Origin of the sequence: Micromonospora sp. NPDC049366 (genome assembly GCF_044466625.1) — a bacterium.
Lineage (GTDB): Bacteria > Actinomycetota > Actinomycetes > Mycobacteriales > Micromonosporaceae > Micromonospora.
Genome location: NZ_JBITMV010000005.1, coordinates 252896 through 267773, shown reverse-complemented (window position 1 = coordinate 267773; position 14878 = coordinate 252896). Strand labels below are relative to the sequence as shown.

13 protein-coding genes are annotated in these 14878 nt (G+C 72.8%); 12 read left to right on the top strand and 1 reads right to left on the bottom strand.

All coding sequences use genetic code 11. From position 1 onward, the window contains the following. Positions 1–18: 18 nt before the first annotated feature. Positions 19–1731 carry an alkaline phosphatase D family protein gene (locus tag ACIBTV_RS10435; RefSeq protein ID WP_396703724.1) on the bottom strand — a complete coding sequence of 571 codons (1713 nt, stop codon included), beginning with the start codon at positions 1729–1731 and terminating at the stop codon, positions 19–21. Positions 1732–1883: 152 nt separating this feature from the next. Between ACIBTV_RS10435 and ftsY the strand changes: the two genes are divergently transcribed. The 12 genes from ftsY to ACIBTV_RS10375 all read left to right on the top strand — a co-directional run bounded on the left by ftsY (position 1884) and on the right by ACIBTV_RS10375 (position 14877). Beyond that, entirely contained in the window at positions 1884–3074 is a 1191-nt protein-coding gene (gene ftsY / locus ACIBTV_RS10430; RefSeq protein WP_396703723.1) for a signal recognition particle-docking protein FtsY, read from the top strand. 6 nt (positions 3075–3080) lie between these two features. Then, complete coding sequence (locus ACIBTV_RS10425) at positions 3081–3944, top strand: aminoglycoside phosphotransferase family protein (protein ID WP_396703722.1); 864 nt, start codon at positions 3081–3083, stop codon at positions 3942–3944. A gap of 240 nt (positions 3945–4184) precedes the next feature. Beyond that, on the top strand, positions 4185–5591 hold the full coding sequence (locus ACIBTV_RS10420) for an ammonium transporter (RefSeq protein ID WP_396703721.1): 1407 nt from the start codon (positions 4185–4187) through the stop codon (positions 5589–5591). A 25-nt stretch (positions 5592–5616) separates the two neighbouring features. Further along, entirely contained in the window at positions 5617–5955 is a 339-nt protein-coding gene (locus ACIBTV_RS10415; protein ID WP_396703780.1) for a P-II family nitrogen regulator, read from the top strand. Positions 5956–5965: 10 nt separating this feature from the next. Next, a complete protein-coding gene (locus tag ACIBTV_RS10410; protein ID WP_396703719.1) occupies positions 5966–8236 on the top strand; it encodes a [protein-PII] uridylyltransferase in 2271 nt (756 codons plus the stop codon). 182 nt (positions 8237–8418) lie between these two features. Next, positions 8419–9966 (top strand): signal recognition particle protein, encoded by a 1548-nt coding sequence (ffh, locus tag ACIBTV_RS10405; protein ID WP_396703718.1) that lies wholly within the window; start codon positions 8419–8421, stop codon positions 9964–9966. A gap of 68 nt (positions 9967–10034) precedes the next feature. Beyond that, positions 10035–10613, top strand: a complete 579-nt coding sequence (locus ACIBTV_RS10400; protein WP_396703717.1) for a Uma2 family endonuclease — start codon at positions 10035–10037, stop codon at positions 10611–10613. An 18-nt stretch (positions 10614–10631) separates the two neighbouring features. Next, positions 10632–11711, top strand: a complete 1080-nt coding sequence (locus tag ACIBTV_RS10395; protein ID WP_396703716.1) for an amidohydrolase family protein — start codon at positions 10632–10634, stop codon at positions 11709–11711. 158 nt (positions 11712–11869) lie between these two features. Beyond that, a complete protein-coding gene (proS, locus tag ACIBTV_RS10390; RefSeq protein ID WP_396703715.1) occupies positions 11870–13276 on the top strand; it encodes a proline--tRNA ligase in 1407 nt (468 codons plus the stop codon). 1 nt (position 13277) lies between these two features. Continuing rightward, positions 13278–13946, top strand: a complete 669-nt coding sequence (locus ACIBTV_RS10385; RefSeq protein WP_396703714.1) for a DUF402 domain-containing protein — start codon at positions 13278–13280, stop codon at positions 13944–13946. 240 nt (positions 13947–14186) lie between these two features. After that, a complete protein-coding gene (gene rpsP / locus ACIBTV_RS10380) occupies positions 14187–14642 on the top strand; it encodes a 30S ribosomal protein S16 (protein WP_396703713.1) in 456 nt (151 codons plus the stop codon). Then, positions 14617–14877 carry an RNA-binding protein gene (locus ACIBTV_RS10375; RefSeq protein ID WP_396703712.1) on the top strand — a complete coding sequence of 87 codons (261 nt, stop codon included), beginning with the start codon at positions 14617–14619 and terminating at the stop codon, positions 14875–14877. Before rpsP ends, ACIBTV_RS10375 begins: the two co-directional genes overlap by 26 nt. Position 14878 lies beyond the last annotated feature (1 nt).

Here is a 14878-nt window from a genome sequence, read left to right as displayed (position 1 = left end):
GAGAGTACGGCGTCCCGCTCAGGACCCGCCTGCCAGCCGCTGCCGCATGACCGGGCGCAGGTGTCCGTCACTCGTCGTGCCCTCCACGGTCACCTCGGCGCGGCGGCCCTGGTGGACGAGGGTGGCCACGGCGTTGCCGAAGTACGGCCCGGCCAGCTTGCGCCAGCGCACCCCGGGACGGCGAACGCCGGCGGAGCGGGCGAGCGCCCGGGTCGCGGCGGCCGGACCCGCCGACCAGCCGAGCCGCATCAGCGGACGCATCCCGGCCGGCACCTGGTTGTGGATCGGCGAGCAGGTCAGCTGGTGCACGGGGGTGGTCACCGCGGGGTCGTCGAACCGGGCCCGGGCCACGTACGAGTGGTGCACGTCACCGGAGAGCACGCTGATCGAGGCCGGTGGCGCGTAGGCGGGTCCGGCGCCGACCCGCTCATCCGGGGCACCCGGGGTGCCGCTGCCGATTCGGGCGAACGTGGCACCGAGCGCCTCGAACGACCGGCGGAACGCCGCCCAGTGCTCCAGGTCCAGCGCCCGGCGCAGCTTCTCGCCCAACCGGGCCGCCCAGGGGCGCCGGGAGTCCGCCAGCCGCTCGTTCCACGCCTCGACGTGGTGGATGCCGGGTGGCAGCAGCCAGGGCAGCGACGCGCCGACCACCAGGTGGTCGTAGACGCCGTGCGCCTGGTCGAGGAACCAGGACCACTCGCCCGGCGGCAGCATCGCCCGGTTGCCCGGATCGAGCACCCGGCTGCACCGGTTGTCCAGCATCACCAGGCGGGTGCGGCCCAGGTCGAGCGCGTAGCTCCACTGGTACTGCACGGCCCGCCACCGCTCGGTGTCGTGCGCCAGGTCGGCCTCCTGGTCGACCCGCTGCCCGAACTCGCGCAGCACCCCGGTCGCGTCCTCGGCCGCGGAGACCTTGGCGAACACCGGGTCGGCGGCGAGCTCGTCCGGCGCGAGGTTGCCCAGGTGCTGGTAGACCCAGTAGGAGGCGAGCCCGCTGCCGATCCGCTCCGCCCACCACGGCTGGGACCGCGCGTCCGACCGCCACGACGCGGACGTGTTCCAGTCGTCGATGATCTCGTGGTCGTCGAAGATCATGACGCTCGGCACGGTGGAGAGCAGCCAGCGGATCTCCGGATCGCGCCAGGACTCCAGGTAGAGCTTCGTGTACTCGTCGAAGCTGACCACCTGGTCGGCCGGGGCGCCCGTCGGCCGCCGGCGGCGTCGCTTGAGCAGCCGGCGGACCGTGGGCGAGGTGACGTCCGCGTAGACCTGGTCGCCGAGCAGCACCAGCAGGTCGGGGTGCGCGTCCGGCGCGGGGTCGGCCATCAGCCGCCGGGCGTACGCGTCCAGGGCGTCGGGTGGGAGCTTGCGGGTGGTGGCGTGCTGGGTGGTCTCCCGGCACGACCCGAAGATCAGCCGGACCGGCTGGTCCCGGTCGTCGGCGGCGCGGGTGCGGATCACGCTCGGCGGGAAGCTCGACCCGGGCTCCGGCCACACCAGCTCGTCGTCGATCAGCACCTCGTAGGTGGTGGCGCTGTCCGGGGTCAGGCCCTCGACGACCACCAGCGCGTAGTGGTGGTCGTACGCGGTGAAGGTGGGCGCGCTGCCGCCGGCGCCGTCGGCGGTGCGGACGGTGACCACGGCGGGCGCCGCCGTCTCGACCCAGACGGTGGCCCGCGTGCCGACGACCCGACGCAGCAACGGGCCGATGAGCAGATGTGCGGCGGGCATGGCGCGACCTCCGAAGGGTGAGCGGACCTCATCTTTACTACCCGGCCGGCCGTCGCACCACTGCTGGCTGTGACCGAGCCTACCCTCGGCCCGTCGGGGCTTCCGGGTGCCGTGATTGGGACGCCGTCGCCGACATCTGACAGGATTTCGGCATGACGGATTACCTCCTCATCGCGATCGCCCTGCTCGGGGTGCTGATCCTCGGCGCCGTCGGTCTGGTCGCACCGCGCCTGCGCCGCCGCCAGGAGCCGCCGCTGCCGACGACGGAGGTCGAGACACGGGCGGAGGAGGACCTGGCCGGCCCGCCGGTCGAGGCGCCGGAGGCCGAACTGTCCACCGGCGTGCTGGTCGAGCCGCCGCCGGTGATCGAGGCGCCGGCGCCGGCGCTGGAGGTCCCGGAGCCGACCGCCGGGCGGCTGGTCCGGCTGCGCACCCGCCTGTCCCGCTCGCAGAACGTCTTCGGCAAGGGCCTGCTCGGCCTGCTCACCCGGGACCACCTGGACGAGGACACCTGGGAGGAGATCGAGGACAGCCTGATCACCGCAGACGTCGGCATCGACGCCACCCGGGAGATCGTCGACCGGCTGCGGGAGCGCACCCGGGTGCTGGGCACCCGCTCCGCCGCGGAGCTGCGCGCACTGCTCGCCGCCGAGCTGGTCAACGCGCTCGACCCGACGCTGGACCGCGCGCTGCGCACCGAGCGTAAGGACGGCGTACCGGCCGTCCTGCTCGTCGTCGGCGTCAACGGCGCCGGCAAGACCACCACCTGCGGCAAGATCGCCCGGGTGCTGGTCGCCGACGGCCGCAGCGTCGTGCTCGGCGCGGCCGACACGTTCCGCGCCGCCGCCGCCGACCAGTTGGAGACGTGGGCCGGGCGGGTCGGCGCCGAGACGGTACGCGGCCCCGAGGGCGCCGACCCGGCCAGCGTGGCCTTCGACGCGGTGCGCCGCGGCATCGACAGCGGGGTCGACACCGTGCTGATCGACACCGCCGGCCGGCTGCAGAACAAAGTCGGCCTGATGGACGAGCTGGGCAAGGTCAAGCGGGTGGTGGAGAAGCACGGCCCGATCGACGAGACGATCCTCATCCTGGACGCCACCACCGGGCAGAACGGCCTGGAGCAGGCCCGCGTCTTCACCGAGGTCGTCAACGTGACCGGCGTGGTGCTCACCAAGCTCGACGGCACCGCGAAGGGCGGCATCGTGATCGCGGTGCAGCGCAAGCTCGGCATCCCGGTGAAGCTGGTCGGCCTCGGTGAGGGGCCGGACGATCTGGCGCCGTTCGACCCGGCGCAGTTCGTCGACGCGCTGCTGGGCACCGAAGCCGCCGCACGGGACGCGTAGTCTCGGGTGACGACCGACGATCGCGCGTACGCGGGCTGGCGCGACCCGAGCCACCCCTCGCAGCGCCTGGGGAGACCGTACGTGACGTCACAGGAGATCCCGCTGCACGGCGGGAACGTGAGCACCGTGGTCCGGGTCGGCGACACGGTCCGGCGCAACGCCGGGCCCTGGACGCCCTCCGTGCACGCCCTGCTGCGGCACCTGGAGTACGTGGGCTTCACCGGCGCGCCCCGCGCCCTCGGCATGGACGAGCGCAACCGCGAGGTGCTGTCGTACCTGGAGGGGGAGTGCGGCGAGTATCCGCTCGCCCCGCACTGGGTGACCGACGAGGCGCTGGTGACCGTCGCCACCATGCTGCGCATGTTCCACGACGCCCAGTACGGCTTCGCCCCGCCGCCGGGTGCGGTCTGGCGCTCGTTCGGGCCGCCGCCGCCGGACACCGAGGTGATCTGCCACCACGACGCCGCCCCGCACAACGTCATCTGGCGGCCGGACGGCACCCTCGGGCTGATCGACTTCGACCTCGCGTCGCCCGGCTCGCGGATCTACGACGTCGCGTACGCGGCCTGGACCTGGGTGCCGATCTTCTCCGACCGGGACTCGATCACCCTCGGCTGGAAGCGTCCGGACCGGCCCCGACGGCTGCGCCTGTTCGCCGACGCGTACGGGCTGATCCCCCGGGACCGGCACCGGCTGATCCGGACCATCCGCAAGCGGATCGTCGACCACGTCGAGGGGATCCGCCGGATGGCGGCCGCCGGCGAGCCGGCGTTCGTCCGGATCGTGCACAAGGGTCACCTTCGCCGCCCGATGCGCGACCTGCGGCTGCTCGACTACGAGCGGCACGCCCTGGAGCACGCGCTGCGCTGACCGGAGCGGTGGATCGCGCCGGCCGGTCGGACGTCGACGTCCGCCGTACGGCCGATCCGCCGCTGTCCATGTCGCCTACCGGGCAACCCTCTTCACACGTCCGAAACAACCCGTCACCGAACGGAAACCGGCGCGCGCCCTTCGGTGAAACAGCCGGCTACCAAGCTTCCGCGCAACCGGCATACGGGCGACGCTGCCCCGGAAGCCGCGAAGGAGGGAACTTCACTTTGGGAGGCCAGCGTGCCTGAAGCACCGACGATCGACTCCGGCAACACCGTATGGCTGCTGGTGTCGACCGCGCTCGTGCTCCTTATGACACCGGGACTGGCGCTGTTCTATGGCGGCCTGAACCGGGCCAAGGGCGTACTCAACATGATGATGATGAGCTTCACGGCGATCGGGCTCATCAGTGTTCTGTGGTGGTTCTACGGCTTCAGCATCGCCTTCGGGACCGATGCGAAGGGCATCATCGGTAACCCGACCACGTACCTCGGTACCAAGACGTTCCTCGCCGAGACCGACCTCTGGGGCGCGACGGCGGAGAACCCCAGCGGCATCGGCGTGCCGCTGTACGTCTTCATGGCCTTCCAGATGGTCTTCGCGGTGATCACCGTCGCGCTGATCAGCGGCGCGATCGCGGACCGGGCCAAGATCGCCGGCTGGCTGCTGTTCGCCTTCGGCTGGGCGACCCTGGTCTACTTCCCGGTCGCGCACTGGGTCTGGGGCGGCGGCTTCCTCGGCGCCGGTGACGGCCACATCAAGGCGCTGGACTTCGCCGGTGGCACCGCGGTGCACATCAACGCCGGTGCCGCGGCCCTGGCCGTCGCGCTGGTGCTCGGCAAGCGGCTGGGCTGGCCGCGGGAGGGCATGAAGCCGCACAACATCCCGCTGGTCGCGCTCGGCGCCGGGCTGCTGTGGTTCGGCTGGTTCGGGTTCAACGCCGGCTCCGAGCTGACCGTCGACTCCGTCGCCGGGCTCGCCTTCATCAACACGCAGCTGGCCACCGCGGCAGCGGTGCTGGGCTGGATCGTCGTCGAGTGGATCAAGGACCGGAAGCCGACGATGGTCGGCGCCTCCTCCGGCGCGATCGCCGGTCTGGTCGCGATCACCCCGGCCTGCGGCTTCATCGCCCCCTGGGCGGCGGTGCTGCTCGGCCTGGTCGCCGGCGCGGTCTGCGCGCTCGCGGTCAGCCTGAAGTACAAGCTGGGCTACGACGACTCGCTCGACGTGGTCGGCGTGCACTTCGTCGGCGGCTGGATCGGCTCGCTCTGGCTGGGCCTGTTCGCCACCAACTCGGTCAACTCCGCCATCACCGACGCGATCGGCGCCTCCGACGGCCTCTTCTACGGCGGCGGCATCACCCAGCTGGGCCGGCAGGCCCTGGCCGGTCTGATCGTGACCGTCTGGTCGTTCGGCATCGCCTGGCTGATCGCCTTCGCGATCGACAAGACCATGGGCTTCCGGGTCCGCTCGGAGGACGAGGTCAGCGGCATCGACATCGCCGAGCACGCCGAGAGCGGCTACGACCTCTCCCCGGCGGGTGGCGGCAGCGGCGGCGCGTTCGCGATGGCGGGCATCGCTTCGAGCGGCGCGAAGCCCGTGGCGGACGGGCCCGCCGAGCAGGTCACCGAGAAGGTCGCCGGTTAACGTTCCTGGGATGGAGGGGTTGGACATGAAACTGGTGACCGCGGTCATCAAGCCCTACCAGCTGGACGCGGTGAAGGAGGCCCTGCACGCCCTCGGGGTGGCCGGGCTGACCGTCAGCGAGGTCCAGGGGTACGGGCGGCAGAAGGGGCACACCGAGGTCTACCGGGGTGCCGAGTACACCGTCGAGTTCCTGCCCAAGATCCGGGTCGAGGTGCTCACCGACGAGATCGACGTCGAGAAGGTCGTCGACGCGATCGTCGCCGCCGCCCGCACCGGCAAGATCGGCGACGGGAAGGTCTGGGTGACCGGCGTCGAGGAGGTCGTCCGGGTCCGCACGGGCGAGCGCGGCCTCGACGCCCTCTAGGAAGACAGCGATGACCTCGTTGGCCGGACGGTCCGCGCCGGGGAACCCCACTCCCGCTGGCGTCGACCGCCCGGCCGACGGGGTCGTCGGCGTTTCCGGCGTCGGCGCGTCGGCACGGCAGCGGCGGGCCGCCGCGTACGACGCCTTCCTCGCACCGCTGTTGCCGCCCCGCCCCGGGGTGGCCCTGCTCGCCGTCGGCGGCCTCGGCCGGCGGCAGTGCGCCCCGCACGGCGACCTCGATCTGGTGCTGCTGCACGCCGGGGTGCGCGGCGTCGACGAGTTGGCCGCCGCGATCTGGTACCCCGTGTGGGACGCCGGCCTGCGCCTCGACCACTCCGTCCGCACCGTCGCCGAGGCGCTGTCCGTGGCGCAGGACGACGTGAAGGTCGCCCTCGGGCTGCTCGACGCCCGACTGGTCGCCGGCGACCCGGCCCTCGCCGACGCTCTGATCGGCACCGCCGCGGACCACTGGCGGCGCACCGCCATCCGCCAACTTCCGCACCTGCGGGAGATCACCACCGCCCGCTGGGCCGCCCACGGCGAACTCGCCTTCCTGCTCGAAGGGGACCTCAAGGAGGCGGCCGGCGGGCTGCGCGACGTCGGCATACTGCGTGCCATCGCGACGGCCGGCGTCACCGACGCGCTGCGTCCCGCCGTCCGGGCCGCCCACCTGCGGCTGCTCGACGTGCGGGACGCCCTGCACGAGCAGGTCGGCCGCCGGGTCGACCGGCTGGTCGCCCAGGAGCGCGACGGCGTGGCCGCCCTGCTCGACCTGGACGACGGTGACGCGCTGCTGCGCCGGGTGGCCGGCGACGCCCGTACCGTCAGCCACGCCCTGGACGACGCGTTCCGCGCCGCCGACCGGCTGCGCGGCGGCCGATCCCGGGCCGGCCTGCGCCCGGTGCGCCGCCCGGTGGCCCGGGACGTGGTGGAGCACGACGGGGAGCTGGTGCTCGCCCGGACCGCGATCGGCGCCCGGCCGGATCCGAGCCTGTCCCTGCGTGTCGCCGCCGCCGCGGCGACCACCCGCCTGCCGATCGCGCGGGCGACCTGCGAGTGGTTGGCCGCGTACTGCCCGCCGCTGCCCACGCCGTGGCCGGCGGACGCGCGGGCCGCCCTGTTCACCCTCCTCGGCGCGGGCCCCGGGCTGGTGCCGGCCTGGGAGACCTGCGACCGCTACGGCCTGGTCGACGGGTGGCTGCCCGAGTGGACCCGGCTGCGCAGCCTGCCGCAGCACAACCCGGTCCACCGGTTCACCCTCGACCGGCACCTGGTGCAGGCCGCCTACGAGGCGAGCCGGCACTCTCGCGACGTGGAGCGCCCGGACCTGCTGCTGCTCGGCGCCCTGCTGCACGACATCGGCAAGGGCCTGCCGGGTGACCACAGCACGGTCGGCGCGCCGATCGCCGAGGCGGTGGCTGCCCGGATCGGCCTGCCGGAGCCGGAGGTGGCGCTCATCGGCACCCTGGTCCGGCTGCACCTGCTGCTGCCCGACGTGGCGACCCGCCGCGACCTCGCCGACCCGGTCACCATCTCCGGCGTCGCCGAGGCGGTCGGCGACCCGGCCACCCTCGACCTGCTGCACGCCCTGGTGCGCGCCGACGCGGCGGCGACCGGCCCGGCCGCCTGGTCGGACTGGAAGGGACGGCTCATCGCCGAGTTGGTGGGCCGGGTGCGTACGGCGCTCGACACCGGGGCGCTGCCGGCCCCGCCCGCGCCCGACCCGGCGCTGCTCGCCGAGCCGCTGCCGGTCGTCCACCTCACCGGGGACCGGGTGGCGGTGGCCGCTGCCGACCGGCGCGGCCTGCTGGCCACGGTGGCCGGTTGTCTGGCCCTGCACCGGCTGGAGGTGATCTCCGCGGACGCGTCGGCGGTCGACGGCCGGGCCCTGGTCGAGTGCCGGGTGCAGCCCCGCTACGGCCTCGCCCCCGACTCCGTCGCGCTCAGCGCCGACCTGCGCCGGGCGCTCGTCGGGGACGTGTCGGTGATCCAGCGGTTGCGGGGTCGGGCCCTGGCCGCGCGGGGCTCCGGTGCCGCCCCCCGCGTCGTCTGGCACCGCGAGGCGGCCACCGACGCGGTGCTGCTGGAGCTGCGCGCCGCCGATGCCGCCGGGCTGCTCTACCGGGTCACCTGCGCCCTCGACGAGGCCGGCGCCGAGGTCCGCGCGGCCCGCATCTCCACCCTCGGCGGTTCCGTGGTGGACGCCTTCTACCTCGTCGGCGGCTGGCCCGACGACGCCACCCGGGACCGGCTGGAGAGCGCCGTCCTCGCCGCCGTCTGACCGCGCCGGCACCGGTCAGGCTGCGGTGGCCGCCCGGCGGGCCGGAGGCCGCTGCCCGCCGGTGCCGGGGCTGGGCCGGCGCGGAAGCGCGGGTGTCGGCGGCGGGCTACCCTAGCGGGGGCCGGACTCTTCGGAGCCGGCCGCCCTGTGCCCGCCAAAACACTGACAAACGGGATGTTCGCGTGTTTGACACCTTGAGTGACCGCCTCTCCGGGATCTTCACCAAGCTCCGCGGCAAGGGCCGGCTCACCGACGCCGACATCGACGCCACCGCGCGCGAGATCCGTCTCGCCCTGCTGGAGGCGGATGTCGCGCTGCCGGTCGTCAAGGGCTTCATCGCCAACGTCAAGGAGCGGGCGCGCGGGGCGGAGGTCTCCCAGGCGCTCAACCCGGCCCAGCAGATCGTCAAGATCGTCAACGACGAGCTGATCAACGTCCTCGGTGGCGAGGGGCGGCGGCTGCAGTTCGCCAAGCAGCCACCGACGGTGATCATGCTGGCCGGTCTCCAGGGTTCCGGTAAGACCACCCTCGCCGGCAAGCTGGCCCGCTGGCTCAAGGCCCAGGGGCACCAGCCCCTGCTGGTCGCCGCCGACCTCCAGCGTCCCAACGCCGTCGGGCAGCTCCAGGTGCTCGGTGGCCGCGCCGGCGTCGAGGTCTACGCCCCGGAGCCCGGCAACGGCGTCGGCGACCCGGTGCAGGTAGCCCGGGCCTCGATCGACCACGCCCGCCGGGCCGCCCGCGACATCGTCATCGTCGACACCGCCGGCCGGCTCGGCATCGACGCCGAGATGATGCAGCAGGCCGCCGACATCCGCGACGCCGTCCAGCCGGACGAGGTCATCTTCGTCATCGACGCGATGGTCGGTCAGGACGCCGTCCGCACCGCCGAGGCGTTCCGCGACGGCGTCGGCATCACCGGCGTGGTCCTCTCCAAGCTCGACGGCGACGCCCGCGGCGGTGCCGCGCTCTCCGTCCGCGAGGTGACCGGTCAGCCCATCCTGTTCGCGTCCACCGGCGAGAAGCTCGAAGACTTCGACATCTTCTACCCCGACCGGATGGCGAGCCGGATCCTCGGCATGGGCGACGTCCTCACTCTGATCGAGCAGGCCGAGCAGGCCTTCGACGCCGATCAGAAGGAGAAGATGACCGCCAAGCTGATGGGCGGCGAGCAGTTCACCCTGGAGGACTTCCTCGACCAGCTCATCGCCGTCCGCCGGATGGGGCCGATCGCCAACGTGCTGGCCATGATGCCGGGCATGGGGCAGATGAAGGACCAGCTCGCCGAGCTGGACGACAAGCACTTCGACCGGGTCACCGCGATCATCCGCTCGATGACCCCGGGCGAGCGCAGCAACCCCAAGATCATCAACGGCTCGCGGCGGGCGCGCATCGCCAACGGCTCCGGCGTCACCGTCATGGACGTCAACCAGCTGCTCAACCGCTTCGCCGACGCGCAGAAGATGATGAAGCAGATGGGCGGCATGATGGGGCTGCCCGGCGGCCGGCGCAAGGCGACCAAGTCGCCGAAGAACAAGCGCAAGGGCACCAAGGGCGGCGGTCGGCCGCGCACCGGGGCCGGAATGCCCGGCGGCTTCCCGGGCGGCATGCCGCAGCTGCCCGCCGGGATGGACCCGAACGAGCTCGCCGGCCAGGGCCTCCCGCCCGGCTTCAAGCTGCCGAAGATCGACTTCAACAAGCTCGGCAAGGGCGGTGACAAGGGCCCGCGCTGACGCGTGTCGGTGACGGTGGGCGAGGCGGCCATCACCTAGGGTCGTTTCGCCCCTTGGGAGGAGATGTCATGACCGCGGCCCCGATCCTGCCGGAGCGGCACGAGTGGACGGTCGACGACCTGGGTGACCTGCCCAAGGACCTTCCGTACGAACTGATCAACGGAAGGTTGATCGTGCCGTCGCCGACTGCCGTGCATCAGGACCTCTGCGTCCGCCTACTGCTCGCACTCGAAGTCAACTGTCCGCCGGAGTACCTCGTCAGCATCGACCTGTCCATGCGGGTCGACCGCCGCAACGAGCCGCGCCCCGACGTGGTCGTGATCCGCCGTCGCCACGCCGGCCGGTCCCCGGTCCCGGTCGAGGATGCCCTGCTGGCCGTCGAGGTCGTCTCGCCGACCTCGAACTTCCGCGACATGTACGACAAGGCGAAGGTCTACGCGCACGCCGGCGTCCGGTCCTACTGGGTCGTGGACCCGAGCCAGGAGCGGATCACGCTCACCGAGTACGCGCTCGGCGCGGGCCGCGAGTACGACCAGGTCACCCACACCGAGGACCTGTTCGTGACGGAGCAGCCGTGGAAGGTCTCCGTCGACCTGCCGGCGCTCACCGCCCGGAAGAACGACCTGCTCGCCCCCGAGGGGGAGTGATCGGGTAGGACTGTGCGCATGGCTCTGCATGTGCGCGGTGTGCTCCTCCCCGACGACGAAGTCCGGGATCTCTGGCTGGTCGACGACCGGGTGACCTTCGAACCGGTGCCCGGCGCGGAGACCGTGGTCGACGGTGGGTTCGTCCTGCCCGGGCTCACCGACGCGCACTGCCACATCGGCATCGCCCGGGGCGGGGCGCCGATCACCTCCCTCGACCAGGCCCGTGAGCTGGCCCGCACCGACCGGGACGCCGGGGTGCTCGCCATCCGCGACGCCGGTTCGCCGTATCCGTACCCGCAGCTCGACGACGAGCCGGACCTGCCGCGACTGGCCCGGGCCGGCCGGCACGTCGCCCCGCCGAAGCGCTACCTGCGCGACATCGGGGTGGAGGTCGACGCCGCCGAGGTGGCCGCGACCGTCGCGGAGCAGGCCCGGGCCGGCAACGGCTGGGTGAAGCTGGTCGGCGACTGGATCGACCGCGGGGTGGGCGACCTGGCGCCGGCCTGGGACGCCGACACGATGACCGCGGCGGTGGAGGCCGCGCACGCCGCCGGCGTACGCGCGGCGGTGCACACCTTCTCCGAGTCGGCCGTGGAGATCATGGTCCGGGCCGGCGTGGACTCGGTCGAGCACGGCACCGGCCTCAGCCTCGACCTGATCGATCTGATGGCGCGGCAGGGCACCGCCCTGATCCCCACGATGATCAACATCCGGACGTTCGGGGGGATCGCCGACCAGGCGCGCGCCAAGTTCCCCGGGTACGCCGCCCACATGCTCGCGCTGCGCGACCGGTTCCCGGAGGTGGTCCGGTCGGCGTACGAGGCCGGCGTGCCGATCTACGTGGGCACCGACGCGGGCGGCGGGATCGACCACGGGCTGGCCGCCGAGGAGATGTTGCTGCTGCACGAGCAGGCCGGCATGAGCCCGGTCGACGTGCTCGCCGCCGCGAGCTGGCGCGCCCGGGAATGGCTCGGCTTCCCCGGCCTGGTCGAGGGCGGCCTCGCCGACCTGACCGTCTACCCGCAGGACCCCCGCCGCGACCTGACCGTTGTCCGCACCCCCACCCGCATCATCCTCCGCGGCCAAGTCCTCCGCTGATCCCATGGGCCGGCCCCGGTGATCATGAAATTGTTGCCCTCGGTCTCGGCGTGTCGGGGCGATAACTTCGAGATCACCGGGTGAGGGAGGCGGCGCGGGGCGGTGGTGGGGGCTCCCGGAGACGGTGGCGGGGTCGGTGGCGCATAGGATGTGCGGTCATGGCACGCGTGCTCACTCCCCGTGCGGAGGACTTTCCCCGCTGGTACCAGGACCTGATCGCCAAGGCGAAGCTGGCCGACAACGGCCCGGTCCGGGGGACCATGGTCATCCGACCGGCCGGCTACGCCATCTGGGAGCGGATGCAGGCCGAGATGGACGCCCGGATCAAGGCCGCCGGGGCGGAGAACGCGTACTTCCCGCTCTTCATCCCGGAGAACTACCTCAAGCGCGAGGCCGAGCACGTCGAGGGCTTCTCGCCGGAGCTGGCGGTCGTCACCCACGGTGGCGGCAAGCAGCTCGCCGAGCCGGTGGTGGTGCGCCCCACCAGCGAGACGGTCATCGGCGAGTTCATGGCCAAGTGGATCGACTCGTACCGCGACCTGCCGCTGCTGCTCAACCAGTGGGCGAACGTGGTCCGCTGGGAGCTGCGCCCGCGCATCTTCCTGCGCACCAGCGAGTTCCTCTGGCAGGAGGGGCACACCGCGCACGCCACCCGGGACGACGCCCGCGCCTACGCCCGGCGGATCCTGCACGAGGCGTACGAGGACCTGATGGTCAACGTGCTGGGCATCCCCGTGGTCGTCGGTCTGAAGACCGCCCGGGAGCGGTTCGCCGGCGCGACCGCCACCTACACGTGCGAAGGCATGATGGGTGACGGCAAGGCCCTCCAGATGGGCACCAGCCACGAGCTGGGCCAGAACTTCGCCAAGGCGTTCGACATCAGCTACTCCTCCGCCGAGGGTGGCCGGGAGCACGCCTGGACGACCTCCTGGGGCACCTCCACCCGCATGCTCGGCGGCCTGATCATGTGCCACGGCGACGACAACGGCCTGCGGGTGCCGCCGAAGCTGGCGCCGGTGCAGGCGTACGTCATGGTCGTCAAGGACGGCGAGGGCGTCGCCGAGGCGGCGGCCAAGCTGCGCGACGGCCTGCGCGACGCGGGTGTCCGGGTGGCGCTCGACGACCGCACCGACACCCCGTTCGGCCGCCGAGCCGTCGACGCCGAGCTGCGTGGCTATCCCGTACGCGTCGAGGTCGGCCCCCGTGACCTGGCCGCCGGCAACGCGGTCGTGGTCCGGCGGACCGACGGCTCGAAGGCGCCGACGCCGGTCGCCGACGTGGTGGGCGCGGTGCTGGCCGCGCTCGACGCCGACCAGCGAGCGCTGCACGACCAGGCCCTCGCGCACCGGCAGTCGCGCACCGTCGAGGTGACCACGCTGGACGAGGCGATCGAGGCGTCGGCCACCGGCTGGGCGCGGGTGCCGTGGTCCGCGGTGGGCGTCGAGGGGGAGGCCAAGGCGAACGCCCAGGGCGTCACCGTGCGCTGCCTGCTCAAGGCGGACGGTTCGGTGCCGGACTCGGAGGACGAGCCGGACCTGGTGGCCATCCTGGCCCGCGCCTACTGAGGTGCGGCCGGTCCCGGCGGTCAGCCGCTTCGAAGCGGGGCGGCTGATCGTGCACCGCAACGTCCGGCACGGGCGGATCGGCTGGGCCCGCACCGCGCGGGTGGTCAGCGACGACGAGCGGGGTCTGCTGCTGTGGGTCGCGCAGGGCTCGCCGGTCGCCAGCGAGGTCACCGCGGCGGGCCTCGGCATGCGGGCCGTCCCGTTCAGCGAGTGGATCACGTCGTCGTACCGGCTGGCGGTGGGCAGCTGGAACGGGCCGCCGGTGCTGAAGTTCCTGCCCACCGGGGCGGCGCACTCCGTCTGGTGGTTCCGGGACGCGCGGGGGCGCTTCGCCAGCTGGTACGTCAATCTGGAGGAGCCCGGCGTGCGCTGGGACGACGGTGACCTCGCCGGCGTCGACATCGTCGACCAGGATCTCGACGTGGTGGTCCGGCCGGACCTGAGCTGGGAGTGGAAGGACGAGGGCGAGTTCGTCGAGCGGCTCGCCTTCCCCGAGCACTACTGGGTGACCGACGAGGCCGCCGTACGCACCGAGGGCAAGCGGGTGATCGCGCAGGCCGAGGCGGGGGAGTTCCCGTTCGACGGCACCTGGTGCGACTACACCCCGCCCGCCGAGTGGGACGTGCCCGAGACGTTGCCGCCCGGCTGGGACCGGCCCGCGGCACGTTGAGCCGTGTGGTCAACCGCACAGTTGGTGGTCGTCGGGTGACGTGGCCCGTCCGGTGTGAGGGATCCGCCGTCGATCTGGCAGAATGGGTCGCTGGTATCCGGCGCGCGTCCGGCGCCCTCTAACCCGGGCGCGTCGCCAGTCCACCGAGCAGTCTCCGGCCCAACCCCACTGTGCCGGTCGGCGCTCACCCGTGCACACCGCCCACTGGGCCGGTGAGATCGCAACAGGAGCGAAACAACTGTGGCCGTAAAGATCCGGCTTCTGCGGATGGGCAAGATCCGCAACCCGCAGTACCGCATCGTCGTCGCCGACTCGCGCACCAAGCGCGACGGCCGGGCGATCGAGTTCGTCGGGGTCTACCAGCCGAAGGAAGACCCTTCGGTGATCGAGGTCAAGTCGGACCGGGTCCAGTACTGGCTGTCCGTGGGCGCTCAGCCGAGCGAGGCGGTGCAGCGGCTGCTGGAGCTGACCGGTGACTGGCAGAAGTTCAAGGGCCTGCCGGCCCCGCCGCCGCTGAAGGTCGCCGCCGAGCGGGCCGACCGTCAGGCGGCCTACGAGGCCGAGGCGAAGGCCGCCGCCGGCCTCGCCGAGACCCCCGCCCCGGCCAAGAAGGCCGCCAAGGCTCAGGCCCCGGCCGCCGAGGCGCCGGCGCAGGCCGAGGAGCAGACCGGTGTCGAGTCCGGCGAGCAGGCCTGACATGGCTCTGCGTCCCGCGCTGGAGCACCTGGTCAAGGGCATCGTCGATCACCCGGACGACGTGCGCGTCCGGTTGGTCGACTCCCGTCGGGGCAAGCGGCTCGAGGTCCGCGTGCACCCCGAGGATCTCGGCACGGTGATCGGGCGGTCCGGCCGGACCGCCAAGGCACTGCGCCAGGTGATCGGCTCCATCGGTGGGCGCGGCGTCCGCGTCGACATCGTCGACTCGTACTGAT

Bases quoted from the DNA above. Each gene is read 5' to 3' on its own strand.
- ACIBTV_RS10435 (WP_396703724.1), bottom strand. From the start codon at position 1,731: ATGCCCGCCGCACATCTGCTCATCGGCCCGTTGCTGCGTCGGGTCGTC.
- ftsY (WP_396703723.1), top strand. From the start codon at position 1,884: ATGACGGATTACCTCCTCATCGCGATCGCCCTGCTCGGGGTGCTGATC.
- ACIBTV_RS10415 (WP_396703780.1), top strand. From the start codon at position 5,617: ATGAAACTGGTGACCGCGGTCATCAAGCCCTACCAGCTGGACGCGGTG.
- ACIBTV_RS10410 (WP_396703719.1), top strand. From the start codon at position 5,966: ATGACCTCGTTGGCCGGACGGTCCGCGCCGGGGAACCCCACTCCCGCT.
- ACIBTV_RS10400 (WP_396703717.1), top strand. From the start codon at position 10,035: ATGACCGCGGCCCCGATCCTGCCGGAGCGGCACGAGTGGACGGTCGAC.
- ACIBTV_RS10395 (WP_396703716.1), top strand. From the start codon at position 10,632: ATGGCTCTGCATGTGCGCGGTGTGCTCCTCCCCGACGACGAAGTCCGG.
- proS (WP_396703715.1), top strand. From the start codon at position 11,870: ATGGCACGCGTGCTCACTCCCCGTGCGGAGGACTTTCCCCGCTGGTAC.